The 18,105-nt window shown below is 69.4% G+C and carries 18 protein-coding genes; 11 read left to right on the forward strand and 7 right to left on the reverse strand.

Going from position 1 to position 18,105, the window contains the following annotated elements; all coding sequences use genetic code 11:
* The first annotated feature begins 7 nt into the window (after window positions 1-7).
* From nirD to RZE79_RS20790, 10 genes are all read left to right on the forward strand, one after another.
* A complete protein-coding gene (nirD, locus tag RZE79_RS20745) occupies window positions 8-403 on the forward strand; it encodes a nitrite reductase small subunit NirD (protein WP_319356522.1) in 396 nt (131 codons plus the stop codon).
* A 93-nt stretch (window positions 404-496) separates the two neighbouring features.
* On the forward strand, window positions 497-3,295 hold the full coding sequence (locus tag RZE79_RS20750; protein ID WP_319356524.1) for a molybdopterin-dependent oxidoreductase: 2,799 nt from the start codon (window positions 497-499) through the stop codon (window positions 3,293-3,295).
* Window positions 3,296-3,471: 176 nt separating this feature from the next.
* Window positions 3,472-4,377 carry a DNA-binding protein YbiB gene (ybiB, locus tag RZE79_RS20755; protein ID WP_319356526.1) on the forward strand — a complete coding sequence of 302 codons (906 nt, stop codon included), beginning with the start codon at window positions 3,472-3,474 and terminating at the stop codon, window positions 4,375-4,377.
* On the forward strand, window positions 4,374-5,177 hold the full coding sequence (gene cobA, locus RZE79_RS20760) for a uroporphyrinogen-III C-methyltransferase (RefSeq protein ID WP_319356528.1): 804 nt from the start codon (window positions 4,374-4,376) through the stop codon (window positions 5,175-5,177). The genes ybiB and cobA overlap by 4 nt, the downstream gene beginning before the upstream one ends.
* A 91-nt stretch (window positions 5,178-5,268) precedes the next feature.
* Window positions 5,269-6,393 (forward strand): sterol desaturase family protein, encoded by a 1,125-nt coding sequence (locus RZE79_RS20765; protein ID WP_319356530.1) that lies wholly within the window; start codon window positions 5,269-5,271, stop codon window positions 6,391-6,393.
* A 2-nt stretch (window positions 6,394-6,395) separates the two neighbouring features.
* A complete protein-coding gene (locus RZE79_RS20770; protein ID WP_319356532.1) occupies window positions 6,396-7,181 on the forward strand; it encodes a YaeF family permuted papain-like enzyme in 786 nt (261 codons plus the stop codon).
* A complete protein-coding gene (locus RZE79_RS20775) occupies window positions 7,178-8,389 on the forward strand; it encodes an NAD(P)/FAD-dependent oxidoreductase (RefSeq protein WP_319356534.1) in 1,212 nt (403 codons plus the stop codon). Before RZE79_RS20770 ends, RZE79_RS20775 begins: the two co-directional genes overlap by 4 nt.
* 233 nt (window positions 8,390-8,622) lie before the next feature.
* Entirely contained in the window at window positions 8,623-8,835 is a 213-nt protein-coding gene (rpsU, locus tag RZE79_RS20780; protein ID WP_007833691.1) for a 30S ribosomal protein S21, read from the forward strand.
* 111 nt (window positions 8,836-8,946) lie between these two features.
* Window positions 8,947-9,396 carry a GatB/YqeY domain-containing protein gene (locus RZE79_RS20785; protein WP_319356612.1) on the forward strand — a complete coding sequence of 150 codons (450 nt, stop codon included), beginning with the start codon at window positions 8,947-8,949 and terminating at the stop codon, window positions 9,394-9,396.
* 13 nt (window positions 9,397-9,409) lie between these two features.
* Entirely contained in the window at window positions 9,410-9,901 is a 492-nt protein-coding gene (locus RZE79_RS20790; protein WP_319356614.1) for an NUDIX domain-containing protein, read from the forward strand.
* A 12-nt stretch (window positions 9,902-9,913) separates the two neighbouring features.
* Here RZE79_RS20790 and RZE79_RS20795 read toward each other — a convergent pair whose 3' ends face one another.
* A complete protein-coding gene (locus RZE79_RS20795; RefSeq protein WP_373696493.1) occupies window positions 9,914-10,675 on the reverse strand; it encodes a sulfite exporter TauE/SafE family protein in 762 nt (253 codons plus the stop codon).
* A gap of 101 nt (window positions 10,676-10,776) precedes the next feature.
* Here RZE79_RS20795 and RZE79_RS20800 point away from each other — a divergent pair, with 101 nt between their 5' ends.
* Entirely contained in the window at window positions 10,777-11,688 is a 912-nt protein-coding gene (locus RZE79_RS20800) for a LysR family transcriptional regulator (protein WP_319356616.1), read from the forward strand.
* Here RZE79_RS20800 and RZE79_RS20805 read toward each other — a convergent pair.
* The 6 genes from RZE79_RS20805 to RZE79_RS20830 all read right to left on the reverse strand — a co-directional run bounded on the left by RZE79_RS20805 (window position 11,675) and on the right by RZE79_RS20830 (window position 18,072).
* Window positions 11,675-12,673: an SDR family oxidoreductase gene (locus RZE79_RS20805; RefSeq protein WP_319356618.1), complete on the reverse strand. Its 999-nt coding sequence runs from the start codon at window positions 12,671-12,673 to the stop codon at window positions 11,675-11,677. The genes RZE79_RS20800 and RZE79_RS20805 overlap by 14 nt on opposite strands.
* Complete coding sequence (locus tag RZE79_RS20810; protein ID WP_101489673.1) at window positions 12,670-13,572, reverse strand: bile acid:sodium symporter family protein; 903 nt, start codon at window positions 13,570-13,572, stop codon at window positions 12,670-12,672. The genes RZE79_RS20805 and RZE79_RS20810 overlap by 4 nt, the downstream gene beginning before the upstream one ends.
* Before the next feature lie 34 nt (window positions 13,573-13,606).
* Window positions 13,607-14,938 (reverse strand): NAD(P)/FAD-dependent oxidoreductase, encoded by a 1,332-nt coding sequence (locus RZE79_RS20815; RefSeq protein ID WP_319356621.1) that lies wholly within the window; start codon window positions 14,936-14,938, stop codon window positions 13,607-13,609.
* Window positions 14,935-15,768, reverse strand: a complete 834-nt coding sequence (locus tag RZE79_RS20820) for an SDR family oxidoreductase (RefSeq protein ID WP_319356623.1) — start codon at window positions 15,766-15,768, stop codon at window positions 14,935-14,937. Before RZE79_RS20820 ends, RZE79_RS20815 begins: the two co-directional genes overlap by 4 nt.
* A 108-nt stretch (window positions 15,769-15,876) precedes the next feature.
* Window positions 15,877-16,926, reverse strand: coding sequence for an NAD(P)-dependent alcohol dehydrogenase (locus tag RZE79_RS20825; protein ID WP_319356625.1), 1,050 nt, complete (start codon window positions 16,924-16,926; stop codon window positions 15,877-15,879).
* A gap of 39 nt (window positions 16,927-16,965) precedes the next feature.
* The gene (locus tag RZE79_RS20830; RefSeq protein ID WP_319356627.1) at window positions 16,966-18,072 is read right to left on the reverse strand and encodes a sn-glycerol-3-phosphate ABC transporter ATP-binding protein UgpC; all 1,107 of its coding nucleotides are present in this window, start codon (window positions 18,070-18,072) and stop codon (window positions 16,966-16,968) included.
* Between the last annotated feature and the right edge of the window lie 33 nt (window positions 18,073-18,105).

Here is an 18,105-nt window from a genome sequence, read left to right on the forward strand (position 1 = left end):
CCCCACCATGAGCGATTGGAAAGCCATCTGCCGCCTCGACGACATCCCCGTGCTCGGCGCGCGCCGCGTGATGCGGCCCGCCGGCCTGGACGTGGCCGTGTTCCGCAATGCCGAGGACCAGGTCTTCGCGCTGCTCGACCGCTGCCCGCACAAGGGCGGCCCGCTGAGCCAGGGCATCGTGTTCGGCACCAGCGTGGCCTGCCCGCTGCACAACTGGGCCATCGGCCTGGACGACGGCTGCGCCCGCTCGCCCGACGAAGGCTGCACGCCGAAGTTCGCGGTGAAGCTCGAAGACGGCGTGGTGCACCTCGATGCCGGCGAGCTGGCCACGCACGCGCTCGACCTCGAACGCCCGGTCGCCGGTCCGAAGGTGTTGTCCCCTCTCCCTCTGGGAGAGGGCTAGGGTGAGGGCCGCAGCGTGCGCATGAACAACGTCGTCACCATCGCCAAGGCCGCGAGCCCCCACCCCAACCCTCCCCCGGAAGGGGAGGGAGCCATGCGGGAAACGAAATCCACCTGCCCGTACTGCGGCGTCGGGTGCGGCGTCATCATCGAATCGCAGGGCGACCAGATCACCGGCGTGCGCGGCGACCCCGACCACCCCGCGAACTTCGGCCGCCTGTGCAGCAAGGGCTCGACCCTGCACCTCACGGCCAGTGCGACCGTCACGCGCCAGACGCGCTTGCTGCAGCCGATGCAGCGTGCGGTGCGCGGCGAAGCGCCTGCGGTCGTCGGCTGGGACACCGCACTCGACAACGCCGCCGGCAAGTTCGCGCAAGTGATCCGCGACCACGGCCCCGACGCGGTCGGCTTCTATGTGTCGGGCCAGCTGCTCACCGAGGACTACTACGTCTTCAACAAGCTGGCCAAGGGCCTGGTCGGCACCAACAACATCGACACCAACTCGCGCCTGTGCATGAGCAGCGCCGTGGCCGGCTACAAGCAGACGCTGGGCGCCGACGCGCCGCCGGCCTGCTACGACGACCTGAAGCACGCCGAGTGCCTGTTCATCGTGGGCAGCAACACGGCGTGGGCGCACCCGATTCTTTTCCGCCGCATCGAGGACGCGAAGGCCGCGAACCCGGCGCTGAAGATCGTCGTGGCCGACCCGCGCCGCACCGACACGGTCGAGATCGCCGACCTGTTCCTGCCCATCCAGCCCGGCACCGACGTGATGCTGTTCCACGGCATGCTGCACCTGATGCTGTGGGAAGGCTGGACCGACACCGCCTACATCGCAGCCCGCACGAACGGCTTCGACGCGCTGAAGGCCACGGTGCGCGACTGCACGCCCGACACGGTGGCGCAGGTGTGCGGCATTCCGAAAGAAGACCTGCTCGCGGCGGCGCGAATGTTCGCCACCTCGCCCGCCACGCTGAGCCTGTATTGCCAGGGCCTGAACCAGTCGTCGAGCGGCACGGCGAAGAACGCCGCGCTCATCAACCTGCACCTGGCCACCGGCCAGATCGGCAAGCCCGGCGCGGGCCCGTTCTCGCTCACGGGCCAGCCCAATGCGATGGGTGGGCGTGAAGTGGGTGGCCTGGCCAACCTGCTGAGCGCGCACCGCGACCTCGCGAACCCGGACCACCGCGCCGAAGTGGCTGCACTGTGGGGCGTTCCGTCGGTGCCCGAGAAGCCCGGCAAGACGGCGGTCGAGATGTTCCAGGCCGCGGCCGACGGCGAGATCCGTGCGCTGTGGATTGCCTGCACCAACCCCGCCCAGTCGATGCCCGACCAGGCCACGGTGCGCCGCGCGCTCGAACGCGCCGAGTTCGTCGTGGTGCAGGAAGCCTTCGCCACCACCGCCACCTGCGCCTTTGCCGACCTGCTGCTGCCCGCCACCACCTGGGGCGAGAAGGAAGGCACCGTGACCAACAGCGAGCGCCGCATCTCGCGCGTGCGCCCCGCCGTGGCCGCACCGGGCGAGGCCCGCAACGACTGGTCGATCGCCGTGGCCTTCGCGCACCGGCTCGAACGGCAGCTGGGCCGCAGCTTCACGCTGTTCCCGTACGAGAACGCCGAATCGGTCTGGAACGAGCACCGCGAATCCACGCGCGGGCGCGACCTCGACATCACCGGCCTGAGCTACGCGATGCTCGAGACCGCCGGCCCGCAGCAGTGGCCGCTGAAGGAAGGCGAGCGCACCGGCCGCGTGCGCCTGTACGAAGACGGCGTGTTCCCCACGCCCGACGGCCGCGCGCGCTTTGTCGACACGCCCTACAAACCCGTGGCCGAGGCCCGCGAGGCGCGCTTTCCCTTCTCGCTGAACACCGGCCGGCTGCGCGACCAGTGGCACGGCATGAGCCGCACCGGCACGGTCGGCAAGCTGTTCGGCCACGTGGCCGAACCCATGGTGCAGATGAATGCGCAGGACATGGCGCGCCGCCAGATCGCCGAGGGCGACCTGGTGCACCTCACGTCGAAGCGCGGCTCGATCCTGCTGCCGGCGCGCGCCAGCACCGAGATCGGCCTGAGCCAGGCCTTCGTCGCCATGCACTGGGGCGAGGAGTACCTGAGCGGCTGCTCGTCGACCGGCGTGCGGCTCGCGGGCATCAACGCGCTCACCACGCCCGCCTACTGCCCGACCTCGAAGCAGCCCGAGCTCAAGCACACGCCCGTGAAGATCCTCAAGGCCGAACTGCCGTGGTCGCTGCTGGCCATGGCCTGGCTGCCCGCCGGCGACGCGCTCACGGCGCAGCGCGCGCTGCAGCCGCTGATGGCGCTGTTCCCCTTCGCCACCTGCGTGCCGTTCGCGAGCAATGCACAGGGTGAAGAAGAGCGCAGCGGCGTGCTCTTTCGGGCCGCCGCGCACGACGCGCCCGACGCGGCGCTGGTCGACAAGATCGAAGCCCTGCTGGGCCTGCAGACCGCTGACACCCTGCGCTACGCCGACCACCGCCGCGGCCAACGCCGCGCCGCACGGCTCGTGCGACGCGCCGACGGCAGCGCCGGGCTCGAAGCCTTTCTGCTGGGCGGTGACACCAGCGCCGAAGCCTGGATCGCCACCCTGCTGCGCGAGGAACTGCCCGCGCAGAGCTACGGCCGCCTGCTGCTCTCGCCGGGCGCCCGCGCGCCGGTGGCCGTGCAGTCGCGCGGCAAGCCGGTGTGCGCCTGCTTCAACGTGACCGACCGCGCCATCGAGGCCGAACTGGTGCGCTGCACCGGCAGCCCCGACGAGCGGCTGGCGGCGCTGCAGGGGGCGCTGAAATGCGGCACCAACTGCGGCTCGTGCGTGCCGGAGTTGAAACGGATGATCCGCGTGACGCCTGCCGAGGCGATGGCGGAAACCCTGTGATCCCGTGTGTTTCTCCCTCCCCTTCCGGGGGAGGGCGGGGGTGGGGGCAAGCGGCGTACCCATCGAGCGCTCTGCCCGCCCCCATCCCAACCTTCCCCCAGCGGGGGAAGGGGCAAGACAAAGGCATAAGCCGACTCACATTCCGGCATAAGCGTTGCAGGACAATCCGCCTACCCATGGGAATCAGCCACTACATCAAGGAAATCGGCCGCGGCGCGCGAGGCGCCCGTCCGCTCACGCGCGAGCAGGCCGCAGACCTGTTCGGCCAGGTGCTCGACGGCACGGTCACCGACCTGGAAATCGGCGGCTTCTGCCTCGCGATGCGCATCAAGGGCGAGACGCCCGAGGAGATGGCCGGTTTTCTTGACGCCACGCACGCGCGGCTGAACCCCGTGACGGCGAGCGGCGGCCCGCTGATCGCGCTGCCCAGCTACAACGGCGCGCGCAAGCTGCCCGTGCTTACGCCGCTGCTGGCACTGCTGCTGGCGCGCGAAGGCCTGCCGGTGCTGGTGCATGGCAGCGCGAGCGAAACCTCGCGCGTACTGGCATCGAACGTGCTTGCAGCCCTGGACATGCCCCCGATGACCACGCTCACCCCGCTCGCCGCCGGCCAGGTGGGCTTTGCCCCGACCGAGCTGCTGAACCCCGCGCTCAAGCGCCTGCTCGACGTGCGCCGCGTGGTGGGCCTGCGCAACCCCGGCCACAGCGTGGTCAAGCTCCTGCGCCCGACCACCGGCCCCTGCGTGGTGGTGGCCAGCTACACGCACCCCGAATACGCCCGCACGATGGGCGAGACCTTCGAGCTCACGGGCATGACCGCCCTGCTCTCGCGCGGCCTCGAAGGCGAAGTGGTCTCCGACCCGCGCCGCACCGCGCAGATCGACGGCTTCGTGCGCGGCGTGCGCAGCGAACTCCAGGCCCAGGCCGCCGGCACCGCCGCCGACGTGCCCGGGCTGCCGAAAGAAATCGACGTCGCCACCACGGCCGAGTACACGCGGCGCGTGCTGGCCGGCGAGCTTCCCGTGCCCGAAGCCATCGCGACGCAAGTCAGGCACATCACCGAACTGGCCTCCCACGCATGAACCACGCACTTCCCCTCATCACCGGCCGCTGCACGCTGGTGGGCGCCGGCCCCGGCGACCCCGAGCTGCTGACCGTCAAGGCCGTCAAGGCGATCCAGGCCGCCACGGTGCTGCTGGTCGACGACCTCGTGAACGACGCCGTGCTCCAGGCCTATGCCCGGCCCGGCGCGCGCATCGTGCACGTGGGCAAGCGCGGCGGCTGCAAGAGCACGCCGCAGGCCTTCATCGAGCGGCTCATGATCACCGCCGTGCGCGAGGGCGAAACGGTGGTGCGCCTCAAGGGCGGCGACCCGTTCATCTTCGGGCGCGGCGGCGAAGAGGTGGAGCACCTGCGCGAAGCCGGCATCGAATGCGCGGTGGTCAACGGCATCACCGCCGGCCTGGCCGCCGTGACCTCGCTGGGCGTGCCGCTCACCCACCGCGACCATGCGCAGGGCGTGGTGTTCGTCACCGGCCACGCCAAGACCGGCGCGGGCGCGGGCGAAGACCCGACCGACTGGCGCGCGCTGGCCGCCACGGCGCACAACGCACGCCTCACGCTGGTGATCTACATGGGCGTCTCGGGCGCCGGCCACATCGAGCGCGAACTGCTGCACGGCCTGCCGGGCGACACGCCCGTGGCCGTGGTGCAGCACGCGAGCCTGCCGCAGCAGCGCCACCTCGTGACCACGTTGCAGGGCCTGCAGGCGCGCATCGCCGATGCCGGGCTGGCCAGCCCGGCGGTGATCGTGGTCGGTGATGTGCTGCAGGGGCTGGCCGCAGCCGCGCTGCCGGCGGATGCCGGCCGCTTCGGTACATAGGTACCGGCCCCGGCCGAAAACGGCCATGGCGCCGCCCTGAGCGACGCCTAAAATCCCGCCCGATCCAACGAACAAGAAGGAAGAGGCAGGGATGCTCGACAAACTCAACGAATTCACCGAAAGCCACGGCGAGCTGCGCCGCGGGCGCGGGCTGGTCACGGGCACCATCGCCTTCAGCCTCGCGGCCCTGTGCTTTCTGGGCGTGCTGGCCTTCCACTTCCCGCAGTACCTGACCACGCCCGAGCTGCGCAAGAGCTACAACGTCGACGTGATGCGCGTCATTCTGCTGACGGCGCTGGTCATTGCCGGCGGGCTCTCGCTGGTCAACATCATCTTCAACCGCTCGCGCTGGCTCTCGTCGGCCGCGTTCCTGCTGGTGGTGGTGTCTGCGCTGCTCGGCGGGCACAAGGTGCCGGTGCACGACTTTGCCGACCACACGCCGTACATCGGGCTCGATTGGTTCATCCTCGACCTGCTGGGCTCGTCGCTGATCTTCATCTTCATCGAGAAGCTGTTTGCCTTGCGCAAAAACCAGCCCGTGTTCCGCGAAGAGTGGCAGACCGACTTTCATCACTTCGTGGTGAACCACATGATCGTGGGCTTCGTGCTGCTGGCCACCAACCTCATGGTGCACAAGCTCTTCGGCTGGGCCGCCAACGACGGCATCCGCGGCTGGGTGGGCAACCTGCCGTTCTGGGCCGGCATCCTGCTGATCATTCTGGTGGCCGACCTCGTGCAGTACTGGACGCACCGCGCGTACCACGAGGTGCCGGTGCTGTGGCGCCTGCACGCGGTGCACCACAGCGTGAAGAGCATGGACTGGATGGCGGGCTCGCGCCAGCACATCCTCGAGCTGCTGATCACGCGCACGCTGGTGCTGGCGCCCATCTACGTGCTGGGCTTCAGCAAGGACGTGATCGACGCCTACATCGTGGTGGTCGGCTTCCAGGCGGTGTTCAACCACTGCAACGTGAGCGTGCGCCTGGGCCCGCTGCGCTACCTCATCGTGACGCCCAACTTCCACCACTGGCACCACAGCCAGGACATCGAGGCGCTCGACAAGAACTACGCAGCGCACTACGCCTTTCTCGACTACATCTTCGGCACGGCCGTGAAGACCACCAAGCTCTGGCCCGAGAAGTACGGCGTGCTGGGCGACTACGTGCCCAACGGCTTCTTCAAACAGCTGAAGTTCCCGTTCGTCTGGAAGGGATGACCATGGCCTCCCTTCTTCGCGCTGCCGCGCTCGCGGCCGCGCTGCCACTGCTGCTCTCGGCCTGCGCCACGCGCATCGAGATGCCTTCCGAAACCTCGGGCCTGCGCCTGCGCGTGCAGAGCTCGGTGATTGCCCCCGGCAACGGCGGCGAACTCATCGGCGCCGAGGTGCTGGAGCCCGGCGACATCCTGCTGACCTCGATTGCCACGGTGAACTCCTTCGGCATCCGCCTGGGCACCTTCTCGCCGGTGAGCCATGCCGTGCTGTACCTGGGCGACGGGCTCATCGCCGAGGCGGTGGGCACCGGTGTGCGCGCGCGCCGGCTGGCCGACGTGGTCGACGAAGAACAGATGGTCGTGGCCTTCCGCGTGCCGGGCCTCGAGTCGGCCCACGTCGAGAAGATGCGCGACTGGGCGAATTCCAAGGTCGGCACCCGCTACAACACGGCCGGCGTGCTGCTGAACGCGCCCTTCGTGCTGAACCGCCGGCTGTGCGAGCTGCCGCTGATTCCCTCGGCCGTCAGCGCGTACTGCATCAGCGGCATGGCGATGGTGCAGCTCGGCGCCAGTCGCAACGACCAGTTCTTCTGCTCGCAGTTCGTGCTGGAGGCCTACCGCCAGGCCGGCGCGCCGATCACCGACGCCGACCCGCGCTGGGTGAGCCCGGCCGACCTGCTCCACATGCGCGAGGGCGACGTGCCCTCGATTGCCGCCACGCAGCCGCTGCGCTACGTGGGCCACCTCAAATACAACCCGCCGCCCGTGCTGGCGGCGGACGGACCCGCTTGAGCTCACCTTCTTCCTCTTTTGACGTTGTCGTCGTCGGTGCCGGCGCAGCCGGTCTGTTCTGCGCCGCGCTGGCAGGCCAGCGCGGCCTGCGCGTGCTGCTGGTCGACCACAGCGAGAAGGTCGGCGAAAAGATCCGCATCTCGGGCGGCGGCCGCGCCAACTTCACGAACCGCGACCTCGACGTGCGCGCCCCGCAGCGCCATTTCGTCGGCGACAACCCGAATTTCTGCCGCTCGGCGCTGTCGCGCTACGCGCCGCAGCAGTTCATCGACATGGTGCAGCGCCACGGCATCGCGTTCCACGAGAAGCACAAGGGCCAGCTGTTCTGCGACGGCTCCTCGCAGCAGATCGTCGACATGCTGCTGGCCGAATGCGCCACCGGCAACGTCGAGCGCTGGCAGCCGTGCAAGCTGGGCGACATCGCCTTTGTCGACGGGCGCTACCGAATCAATAGCACGCGCGGTCCGATCGACACGCCCAAGCTCGTGGTGGCGACCGGCGGCCTGTCGATTCCCCAAATTGGTGCCAGCGATTTCGGCTACCGGCTCGCCGAGCAATTCGGCCTGCGCCTGGTCACGCCCCGCCCGGCGCTGGTGCCGCTGACCTTCGGCGGCGACGCCTGGGCGCCCTATGCCAGCCTGGCCGGGCTGGCGCTGCCGGTGCGCATCGAGACCGGCGGCAAGAAGGACAAGATGGCCTTCCTGGAAGACCTGCTGTTCACCCACCGCGGCCTGTCGGGGCCGGCGGTGCTGCAGATTTCGAGCTACTGGAAGCCCGGCGCCCCGCTGACGCTGGACTTCGCGCCCGGCGTGAACGTGGCCGAATCGCTGGCCGACGCCAAGCGGCGCTCCAAGAAGCGCATCGCCAACGAACTGGCCGCGCTGGTGCCCTCGCGGCTGGCCGACGCCTGGGTCGGCGAAGACCCGGCCCTGCAGCGCCCCGTCAACGAAGCCACCGACAAGGCGCTGACGGTGCTGTCCGAGCGCATCGCCCGCTGGCAGATCACGCCCAGCGGCACCGAGGGCTACAAGAAGGCCGAGGTGACGGCGGGCGGCGTCGACACCCGCGATCTGTCGTCGCAGACCATGGAATCGAAGCAGCCTGGCCTGTATTTCATCGGCGAAGTGGTCGATGTGACGGGCTGGTTGGGCGGATACAACTTTCAGTGGGCCTGGGCGAGCGCACATGCGTGCGCACAGGCACTCTGAAGGCGCCCCTGAGGTTTTTTCCAGGACACCGAGGAACCGGCTTTGCCGGGCCTCAGGTGTCGCCCCCGGCGAGGGGGTTGGAGAAGCGACACGAAGTGCGCGCAGCCTGGGGGAGTGCTATACTCGCGGGCTAACTTTTGGCCTTCCCTCAACGGCCACAAAATTGTTCAGTTGAGGAACCCCGGCTTGGGGCCTCGATCTCCCCCGGCCAAATCCATTTCAACGATTCATCAATGACCACCATCCGCGTTAAAGAAAACGAGCCCTTCGACGTCGCCCTGCGCCGCTTCAAGCGCACCATCGAAAAGCTCGGCCTGCTGACCGACCTGCGCGCCCGCGAGTTCTACGAGAAGCCGACGGCCGAGCGCAAGCGCAAGAAGGCAGCTGCGGTCAAGCGCCACTACAAGCGCGTGCGCAGCATGCAGCTCCCCAAGAAGCTGTACTAAGCAACGCCCAGGGCAGCTGGCCCCGACGAAAGTCCTCGCCAGCGCCCCGTTGCACCAGCCGCGCCAGGGAAACCTGCCGCGGCTTTTGTTTTTTCCGAAAGGTTGCGAAGAATGACTCTCAAAGAACAAATCACCGAAGACATGAAGACGGCGATGCGCGCCAAGGATTCGGAACGCCTGGGCACCATCCGCCTGCTGCTCGCGGCCCTGAAGCAAAAGGAAGTCGACGAGCGCGTGGAGCTCGACGACGCCATGGTCATCGCCATCGTCGACAAGATGGTCAAGCAGCGCAAGGACTCGATCGCCGCGTTCACCACCGGCGGTCGCAGCGACCTGGCCGACAAGGAAGCCGCCGAGATCAAGGTGCTCGAGGTGTACCAGCCCCAGCGCATGAGCGCCGACGAAGTCGCCACCGCGGTGAAGGCCATCGTGGCCGAGCTCGGCGCGGCCGGCCCCGGCGACATGGGCAAGGTGATGGGCGTGGTCAAGACGCGCCTGGCCGGCAAGGCCGACATGGGCCAGGTCAGCGCCGCAGTCAAGGCCGCCCTCACGGGCGCCTGAGGCGGCCACCGCCATGAAGAACGGCAGCAGCAGCCCGCTCGGCGCCGCGCCCGTCGCAACGATCCCCAAGGCCTGCGCCTGCCTGGTCGATGCGCGGGGCCGGCTGCTGGTGTTCCGTCACCCCGAAGACGGCAACATGCAGCTGCCCAAGGGCACCATCGAGCCCGGCGAGTCGCCCGAGGCGGCCGTGCGGCGTGAGCTGCTCGAAGAATCGGGCCTGGTGTTCGCCGGCCGGCTGGAGTCGCTGGGCACGCTGGAGCGCGAATGCGAGGCTGGTGTCGAAGGCAACACGCACCGCCATCCGCAGCGCTGGCACATCTTCCTGATGCGCGACTCGCGCCCCCTGCCCGAGACCTTCGAGCACATGGCCACGGGCAGCCCTGAAGAAGAGGGCCTGGTGTTCTCGTTCTACTGGCTCGAGGCCGACGCGGCCATCGAAGACTTCGCCCTGCCCTACCGCCAGACCATCGAGCGCGTGCGCGAAGCCTTGCTCGCCGCCAGCTGATCGATCACCCGCTCAGGCGGACATGACGGCGCGCAGCGCCATGTACGCCCCCAGCAGCGCCAGCCCGATCAGAAAGCAGCGTCGGAACACGGCCACCGGCAACCGCTGCCGCAGCCAGGTGCCCAGCACCATGCCGCCGATGGCCGGCACCAGCATCGCGACCGACCCGCCCAGCACCGCCGCCGGGTAGCTCCCGTTGGCCGCGAGCCCCAGGGCCAGCACCACGGTCGAGGTCGTGAACGAGATCCCCATCGCCTGGATCAGCCCATCGCGCTGGAAGCCCAGCGCCTGCAGGTACGGCACGGCCGGCACCGCGAACACGCCGGTCACGGCCGTCACCAACCCCGTCGCAGCGCCCACCATGGGCCCGAGCCAGCGCGCCTGTGCGTCGCTCACGTGCAGTTGCCGCCCCGTCAGCCCCCACAGCGCATAGATCACCAGCGCCACGCCCAATGCCAGCGAGGCCCAAGTCCCGGCCGGTACGCCCAGCCACCACGCTCCGGCGAGCGTGCCCACCACGACGCCGGCCTGCATGCGACCGATGCGGCGGAACACCGCGCCGAAGCTCGCGCTCGGTCCGGTCTGCCAGAGGTTGGTGACCAGCGACGGCACGATCAACAGCGCCGCCGCCTGCGCGGGCGACATCCACAGCGCGAGCAGCGCCATCGCCACGGTCGGCAGCCCGAGGCCGATCACGCCCTTGATCAGGCCGGCCAGCAGGAACACCGCGGCAGCCGCCGCCCACAGGCCCATCGCTTCATTGGAGATCATCATCGCCGCGGAGTCTGCCGACGGGCGCATCGGCTGGAAATGCGGCTTTCGCGCAGCCAGCCTCAGGCACAGGCTGAGGCTGGCGTGCTACCTTGCGACTCACCATGCGATTCGACCTGACCGACCTGCGGCTCTTTCTCCACGTCGTCGAAGCCGGCAGCCTCACGGCCGGCGCCGGCCGCTCGCACATGACGCTGGCCTCGGCCAGCCAGCGTGTGCGCGGCATGGAAGACGCGCTCGGCACGCCGCTGCTCACCCGCCACGCGCAGGGCGTGCGCCCCACCGAAGCCGGCCGCACGCTGCTGCACCATGCGCGCGTCGTGCTGCAGCAGATGGAACGGCTGCGCGGCGAACTCGGCGAGTACGGCCAGGGCCTGAAGGGCCATGTGCGCTTCATGTGCGGCACCTCGGCGCTCACCGAACACCTGCCCGAGGTGCTGAGCCGCTTTCTGGCCGAGCATCCGCGCATCTCGGTCGACCTCGAGGAGCGCGCCAGCCCCGACACCGTGGAGGCCCTGCGCAGCGGCCTGTGCGACATCGGCATCGTCTCCGACGCGATCGAGAGCGACGGCCTCGAATGCCACCCCTTCCGCCGCGACGACCTCGTACTCGTGATGCCGCGCGGCCACGCGCTGGCCAGCCGGCGGCGTGTGCACCTGGCCGAGGTGGTCGACAGCGAGTTCGTCGGCCTGCCCGCCGACAGCGCGCTGCAGCAGCTGATCACGGGGCATGCGCGCGCACTCGCCAGGCACCTGGCCTACCGCGTGCGCGTGCGCAACTTCGAGGCCGTGTGCCGCATGGTCGAGTACGGCATCGGCGTGGGCATCGTGCCGCAGACCGCGGCCGAGCGCTGCGCCCGTTCGATGAAGATCGCGCGCGCCTCGCTCGCCGACCCGTGGGCCGAGCGCACGCTGATGGCCTGCGTGCGCTCGTCGGAAGACCTGCCGCTCAATGCGCGGCGCATGCTCGACTACCTGATTGCGCCACCGCCGGCAGCGGACGCTACGCGGAAGTGACCGGCCGCCCCTGCTGCGCACGCGCCGCAATGAAAGCCTCGAAGGCCTCGCCACTGGTCTTGCGCGGCACGTAGCCGAACTGGGTCTTCAGCGCGGTGTTCAGCAGCACCGGCCGGTAGCGCAGAAAGTCGAGCTGCTCGGGCCCGTAACGGCTCACGCCCAAGGCCGAGCCCGCGGCCAGCGCCGCCTGCAGCACGCCGGCCGGCCAGGCGATGGCACGCTTGCCCAGGCGCGCGGCAATCTCGTGGATCGTGAGCGCACCGTCGCCCGCGAGGTTGTAGCAACCGGGCGGCGCGCCGCCGAGCGCATGGGCGATGGCGCCGGTCACGTCCTCGTCCCACACGAACACGAAGGGGCTGTCGCTGCCGCGGATGGCGATCAGCTTCTTCTTCTCGAACAGCGCGGTGATCTGGTTATCGACGCGCTCGCCGAGGATGGTGCCGATGCGCAGCACCGTCTGCGCCAGCGCAGGATGTTGCCTGCGACATTCGGCCAGCATTTCTTCCACCTGCCGCTTGTGGTCGGCATAGGCGAACACCGGGTTGCCGCGCAGCGGCTGCGACTCGGTGATCCAGGCCGGGTTGTCCGCGTGGTAGCCGTAGGCCGCGCCACTCGACGACACCACGATGTGCCCCACGCCGCGCGCCACGCAGGCGTCGAGCACGTTGCGCGTGCCGCCCACGTCCACCGAATGTTCGAAGGCGCGGTTCGAGTCCTTGCCGGGCGTGACGATCGACGCGAGGTGCACCACCGTGTCGATCGCGTGTTCGGCGAGCACGTCGGCGATGCCGTCGTCGCGCACGTCCTGCTGCAGGTAGACCACCCCGGGCAGACGCCGCGCGGCGGGCACCTCGCGCACGTCGAGTGCCACCAGGGTGTCGAAGGTGCCTTGCGCGGCCAATGCGGCGAGCACGCTGCGCCCGAGGAACCCGTCGCCGCCAGTGATCAACACACGCCGCGCGTGCGCCTTCCAGGTTTCGCTCATGGCGTCGCAGGCTTGCGCCCCCACCAGCTCGCCAGCGCCAGGCCCGCGATGATGTCCCAGAAGCCCCACACGCCGGCCACCACGGCCATGCCGCCGAGCCCGCCGAAGAAGCTGAAGATCAGCACCAGCCCGAGCCCCGCGTTGCGGATGCCCACTTCGATGGACACCGCGCGCCGGTCGTAGTCGCCCAGCCCCGAGAGCCGCGCGCACAGGTAGCCGGTGCCGAAGGCCAGCGCGTCGTGGATCACCACGGCCAGCAGCACCAGCCCCACGTAGTCGAGAAAGTAGCGCCAGTTGCCGGCGATGGCGCCGACGATGAAGGCGATCAGCGCCAGGAAGCTCAGGATGCGCGCCGGCTTCTTGATGCGCGCCGTGAACCTGGGCAGCTGGTGCGCGCAGGCCACGCCCAGCACGAAGGGAATGCCGATGATCATCACGATGTGGCCCAGCATGTCGAGCGGGTCGAGCGCGATGGTCTTGAGCAGCACCGAGGCCGTGGGATGCAGCCCGCCCCAGAACGCGAAGTTCAGCGGCATGACGACGATGGAGAGCGCATTCGAAATGGCCGTCATCGACACCGACAGCGCCACGTTGCCGCCCGCGCGGTGCGTGAGGATCTGCGAGATGTTGCCCGGCGGGCAGCAGGCCACGAGGATCATGCCCAGCGCGATGCTCGGCCCCGGCTGCAGGATCAGCGTGAGCACGAAGGTCACGGCCGGCAGCACCACGAACTGCGCACCGATGCCCACCGCCATCGCGCCGGGCATGCGCGCGACGCGCTTGAAGTCGTCGATGCGCGTGTCCAGCGCAATGCCGAACATCAAAAAGCCCAGCACCACGTTGAGCAGCACCAGCGAGGCCGGGTTGAAGTGCAGGCGGATCTCGTCGACAGGCAGCATGCGGAGAACCTCGTGAAGAAAGACGATCGGTCAGTCAGTCAGCCAGTGACGCAGCGGCCTGGCGCACGGCCGCGCGGTAGGTGTCCTTGTGGACGTAGTACGCCATGCGCTCCAGCTGCAGGTACTTGAAGCCGCCCGACAGATCGGGCGGCGGCCCCTGCACCGCCGCGCGAAGTGCGGTCGCTTTGGGCGAGCCCGCCGCGTGCGCGCGGAAGTAGCGCGCCAGCAGTTCGGCCTGCTCGTAGCGCCCCTGCCAGCCGATGCCGCTCGCCTCGATCATGCCGAGCACGCCCAGCGTCTCGAAGCGCGGCGAAAAGATGTTGAGGTACAGGCGCGGTGCCATGCCCTGCCAGTTGAGCAACTCGCGGTCGATGAACGGGTAGTGCAGCGCATAGCCCGTGGCCGTGAGGATCAGGTCGTAGTCGCGCGCGCTGCCGTCCTTGAAATGCACGGTGCGCCCCGCGAGCCGCGCGATGTCGGCGCGCACGCCGATGTCGCCATGGCCCACGTGGTGCAGCACCAGCGAATTCACCACCGGGTGCGACTCGTACATCTTGTAGTCGGGCTTCGGAAGGCCGAAGCGCACCGGGTCGCCGGTGAACCACTGCAGCACGGTGGCGTCGACCTTCTGCTTGAGCCACGGCGGCAGCGGGCGCTTGCCGCCCAGCGTGTCGGCCGGCTTGCCGAACACGTACTTGGGCACGAAGTAGTAGCCGCGCCGCACCGAGAGGTCGACGCTCTGCGCGTAGTGCACCGCATCGACCGCGATGTCGCAACCCGAGTTGCCCGCGCCGACGATCAGCACGCGCTTGCCCTTGAAGAGCTCGGCGTGCTTGTAGCTGCTGGTGTGCAGCAGCTCGCCGTCGAAGTGGCCTTCGAACTGCGGGTGCTTGGGCTCTGACAGCGTGCCGTTGGCAATCACCACGCCCTTGTACTCGTCGGTCTCGACCGTGCCGTCGGGCGCCTCGACGCTCACGCGCCAGCGCGTGTCGGGCGCGTCGCTCACCGGCTCCACGCGCAGCACGCGCGTGCCGAAGCGAAAGTGCGCGCGCAGGCCGAAGCGGTCGGCAAAGTCGCTGAAGTAGCGGCGCAGCTCGCGGTGGCTCGGGTAGTCGGCCACGGTGTCGGCCATCGGGAACTCGGCGAACTCGGTCGTGCGCTTGCTCGAGATCAGGTGCGCCGAGTGGTAGACCGTGGAGCGCGGGTTGTCGATGTCCCAGAGGCCGCCCACGTCGCTGTGCGCCTCGAAGCCCTGAAACGGAACGCCGAGCTTCTGCAGATTGCGGGCGCCCGCGAGGCCCGAGGGGCCGGCGCCGATGAGAGCGATCTGTTCGTGCGTGGGAACGGTGGCGGCAGAAGGCGTCATCGGCGGGGAGGTTCTTTCTCTTTCTGGGAGTTCAGGCCGGGAATGGCGGTGGCACCGGCCTCGCCCACGCGCGGCTTGCGCGGCTGGCCGCGCAGCAGGCGGTCGTGCAGCGGCGCGGGCAACAGGTCGAGCGCTTTCGACAGCCAGCCGATGCGCCGCGGCAGCACGATCTTTTCGCGCCGTGCGGCCAGGCCCGCCAGCAGCTGGTGCGCCGCCGCGTCCGCTTCGAGCAGCCCCGGCATCGCGAAGCGGTTGCCGGCCGTGAGCGCGGTGCGGATGTAGCCCGGGCTCACCGTGTGCACCGTGAGCCCCGTGCCGCGCAACTCGGCGCGCAGGCTTTCGAGATAGCGGATCAGGCCGCCCTTGCTCGCGCAGTAGGCGCCGTTGCCCGGCATGCCGTGCCAGCCCGCGATGCTCGCCACGCCGACGAGCGCGCCGCGCCCTTGCTCGCGCATCGGCTGCACGAAGGGCTGGAAGGTGGTGGCTGCGCCGAGCAGGTTGATCTCGAGCATGCGGCGGAACACGGCGAGGTCGTCGGCCTCGGCGGTGTCGTAGCCGCCGGCCACGCCCGCGTTGGCGATCACGAGGTCGGGCGGGCCGAAGCGCTGCATCCAGTCGGCGGCCATCGCCTGCATGGCGGGGCCGTCGGACACGTCGGGCGTGTAGACCTTGCAGCGCGCCTCGGCCGGCGCGGCGAGCGCCGCGAGGCGTGCGGTGTCGAGCCCCACCAGCGCGACCCGCGCGCCCTGCGCGATCAGCTCACGCGCCAGCGCCTGCCCGAGGCCGCCGCAGGCACCGGTGAGAACGACATTGCGAAACGGCAAGAGCATGGGCAGGAAAGCGCGCAAGGCTGCGAGTGGCAAAACGCAGCCACTGTAGCCGCGCCCTGCCGCTGCATTCCCCAGCGTTTCCCCTTGCCCCGCGCCCTTGCGGAACGTTCAGGCGGCTTCGGCGGCGGGAAATTGAATCTGTATCTTCACATCCGTGACGCGCCCGGCCGCAGCCTCCTCGAACGCGGCGATGCCGTCCTCGAACGCGAAGGTGCGCGAGATGAAGGGCTTCACGTCGACCTGCCCCGACGCGATGAGTGCCAGCGCGCGCGGGAAGATGTTGGCGTAGCGGAACACCGACTCGATGCGCGCCTCCTTCGCCTGGATCGCGACGATGTCGAAAGCCACCTTGGCGGCGGGTATGCCCACCAGCACGAGGCAACCGCCGGGACACAGCAGGTCGAACACGTGGTCGAAGGCGCGCGTGCTGCCGCTGGCTTCGAAGACCACGTTCGCGCCCCAGCCGTCGGTGAGTGCCTGCACGGTGTCGGCGAGGCTCGTGCTGCGCACGTCGACCGTCGTCACCGCCGGGTTGTTCGCGAACAGCGCCAGCTTCTCGGGCACGAGGTCGGCCAGGATCACGCGCGCCGCGCCGCCCGCGAGCGCGGCCAGCGCGGTCATCGCGCCGATGGTGCCGGCGCCGATGACCACCGCCACGTCGCCCGGCTTCAGCGCCGCCTTCTTCGCGGCCTGCAGGCCGATGGCCAGCGGCTCGACGATCGCGCCTTCGCCGAAGCTCACGTTGTCGGGCAGGCGGAAGGTGAAGGCCGCCGGGTGCACCACGTAGGGCGTGAGGCAGCCGTGGATCGGCGGCGTGGCCCAGAAGCGCACCGCAGGGTCGAGGTTGTAGAAGCCTTCGCGCACGGCGCGCGAGTCCATGTCGGGAATGCCGGGCTCCATACAGACGCGGTCGCCGGGCTTCAGGTGCGTGACTTCCGCGCCCACCTCGGCCACCACGCCCGAGGCCTCATGGCCGAGGATCATGGGCGCATCGACGACGTAGGGGCCGATGCCGCCGTGCTGGTAGTAGTGAACGTCGCTGCCGCACACGCCCACGGTGTGCATGCGGATCTTCACGTCGCGCGGGCCGAGGTGCAGCGCCACGTCGATGTCGCGCAGCGTGATCTCGTGCGCCTTTTCCAGAACCAGTGCTTTCATTGAATCTTTCGGTGAGGGAGTGTGAAAGGGGACGGCGACTCAGTGCAGCGCGCCGTCGGGGCGCAGCAGCGACGCGCCCGACTCCACGTCGAACAGATGCACCTGCTGCGCATCGGCGACCACGCGCAGCCGCTCGCCCAGGCGCGGGCTGCCTGCAGACGGCAGCAGCACGGCGATCTCGTCGGTGCCCTGCCCGATGCTCACGAGCACTTCGTTGCCGAGGTACTCGGCGAGCAGCACCTCGCCCGCGAAGCCGCCGTCGCGGCCATCCACCGTGTCCAGGCGCAGGTGCGCCGGGCGCACGCCCAGCGTCACGCGCATGCGGCCGTTGAGCGCGAAGCGGCGCGCGTCCACGCGCACCGAGCCGCCGCCGCCGCGCAGCTCGCAGTGGCCATCGGCCATGCGCTGCACCTCCATCTCCATCAGGTTCATCGGCGGCGTGCCGATGAAACCGGCCACGAAGGCCGAGCGCGGGCGCTCGAAGATTTCCTGCGGCGAGCCGACCTGCTCGATGCGCCCGTCGCGCAGCAGCACGATGCGGTCGGCCAGCGTCATGGCCTCGTGCTGGTCGTGCGTGACGTACACCGTGGTGGTCTTCAGCGTCTGGTGCAGCTTCGCGATCTCGATGCGCATGTGGTTGCGCAGCTTGGCGTCGAGGTTCGACAAGGGCTCGTCGAACAAAAACACCTTCGGCGTCTTGATCATGGCGCGCGCAATCGCAACGCGCTGCTGCTGGCCGCCCGACAGTTCGGTGGGCTTGCGCTCGAGGTAGCGCGCCAGGCCCAGCGTGTCCGACACCTCCTTGATGCGGCTGTCGATCTCGGCCTTGGGCACCCTCAGCCGCTTGAGCCCGAACGCGATGTTGTCGCGCACCGTCATGTGCGGGTACAGCGCGTAGTTCTGGAACACCATCGCGATGCCGCGCTCCTGCGGCGGCAGGTCGTTCACGCGCTGGCCGCCGATGTGCAGGTCGCCGCCGCTGATGTCTTCCAGGCCCGCGAGCATGCGCAGGATGGTCGACTTGCCGCAGCCCGACGGGCCGAGGAACACGACGAACTCGTTCTGCGCAACTTCCAGGTCGAATGCGTGGACGACCTGTGTGTCCCCGTAGCGCTTGATGAGGTGGTGACAGCGTATGGCAGACATTTTTTGTTCTGGAGAGAAAGGAGTGGCGGCGGC

Origin of the sequence: Variovorax sp. EBFNA2 (genome assembly GCF_033802765.1) — a bacterium.
Classification (GTDB): Bacteria; Pseudomonadota; Gammaproteobacteria; order Burkholderiales; family Burkholderiaceae_C; genus Variovorax; species Variovorax paradoxus_H.

Excerpts from the sequence above, each read along its gene's own strand:
- RZE79_RS20810 (WP_101489673.1), bottom strand. The coding sequence starts at position 13,572 with ATGCTGCCTGTCGACGAGATCCGCCTGCACTTCAACCCGGCCTCGCTG.
- cobA (WP_319356528.1), top strand. The coding sequence starts at position 4,374 with ATGAACCACGCACTTCCCCTCATCACCGGCCGCTGCACGCTGGTGGGC.
- RZE79_RS20790 (WP_319356614.1), top strand. The coding sequence starts at position 9,410 with ATGAAGAACGGCAGCAGCAGCCCGCTCGGCGCCGCGCCCGTCGCAACG.
- RZE79_RS20750 (WP_319356524.1), top strand. The coding sequence starts at position 497 with ATGCGGGAAACGAAATCCACCTGCCCGTACTGCGGCGTCGGGTGCGGC.
- RZE79_RS20805 (WP_319356618.1), bottom strand. The coding sequence starts at position 12,673 with ATGAGCGAAACCTGGAAGGCGCACGCGCGGCGTGTGTTGATCACTGGC.
- RZE79_RS20820 (WP_319356623.1), bottom strand. The coding sequence starts at position 15,768 with ATGCTCTTGCCGTTTCGCAATGTCGTTCTCACCGGTGCCTGCGGCGGC.
- RZE79_RS20815 (WP_319356621.1), bottom strand. The coding sequence starts at position 14,938 with ATGACGCCTTCTGCCGCCACCGTTCCCACGCACGAACAGATCGCTCTC.
- RZE79_RS20825 (WP_319356625.1), bottom strand. The coding sequence starts at position 16,926 with ATGAAAGCACTGGTTCTGGAAAAGGCGCACGAGATCACGCTGCGCGAC.
- RZE79_RS20795 (WP_373696493.1), bottom strand. The coding sequence starts at position 10,675 with ATGATGATCTCCAATGAAGCGATGGGCCTGTGGGCGGCGGCTGCCGCG.
- RZE79_RS20785 (WP_319356612.1), top strand. The coding sequence starts at position 8,947 with ATGACTCTCAAAGAACAAATCACCGAAGACATGAAGACGGCGATGCGC.
- RZE79_RS20770 (WP_319356532.1), top strand. The coding sequence starts at position 6,396 with ATGGCCTCCCTTCTTCGCGCTGCCGCGCTCGCGGCCGCGCTGCCACTG.
- rpsU (WP_007833691.1), top strand. The coding sequence starts at position 8,623 with ATGACCACCATCCGCGTTAAAGAAAACGAGCCCTTCGACGTCGCCCTG.
- RZE79_RS20830 (WP_319356627.1), bottom strand. The coding sequence starts at position 18,072 with ATGTCTGCCATACGCTGTCACCACCTCATCAAGCGCTACGGGGACACA.
- RZE79_RS20800 (WP_319356616.1), top strand. The coding sequence starts at position 10,777 with ATGCGATTCGACCTGACCGACCTGCGGCTCTTTCTCCACGTCGTCGAA.
- RZE79_RS20765 (WP_319356530.1), top strand. The coding sequence starts at position 5,269 with ATGCTCGACAAACTCAACGAATTCACCGAAAGCCACGGCGAGCTGCGC.
- ybiB (WP_319356526.1), top strand. The coding sequence starts at position 3,472 with ATGGGAATCAGCCACTACATCAAGGAAATCGGCCGCGGCGCGCGAGGC.
- nirD (WP_319356522.1), top strand. The coding sequence starts at position 8 with ATGAGCGATTGGAAAGCCATCTGCCGCCTCGACGACATCCCCGTGCTC.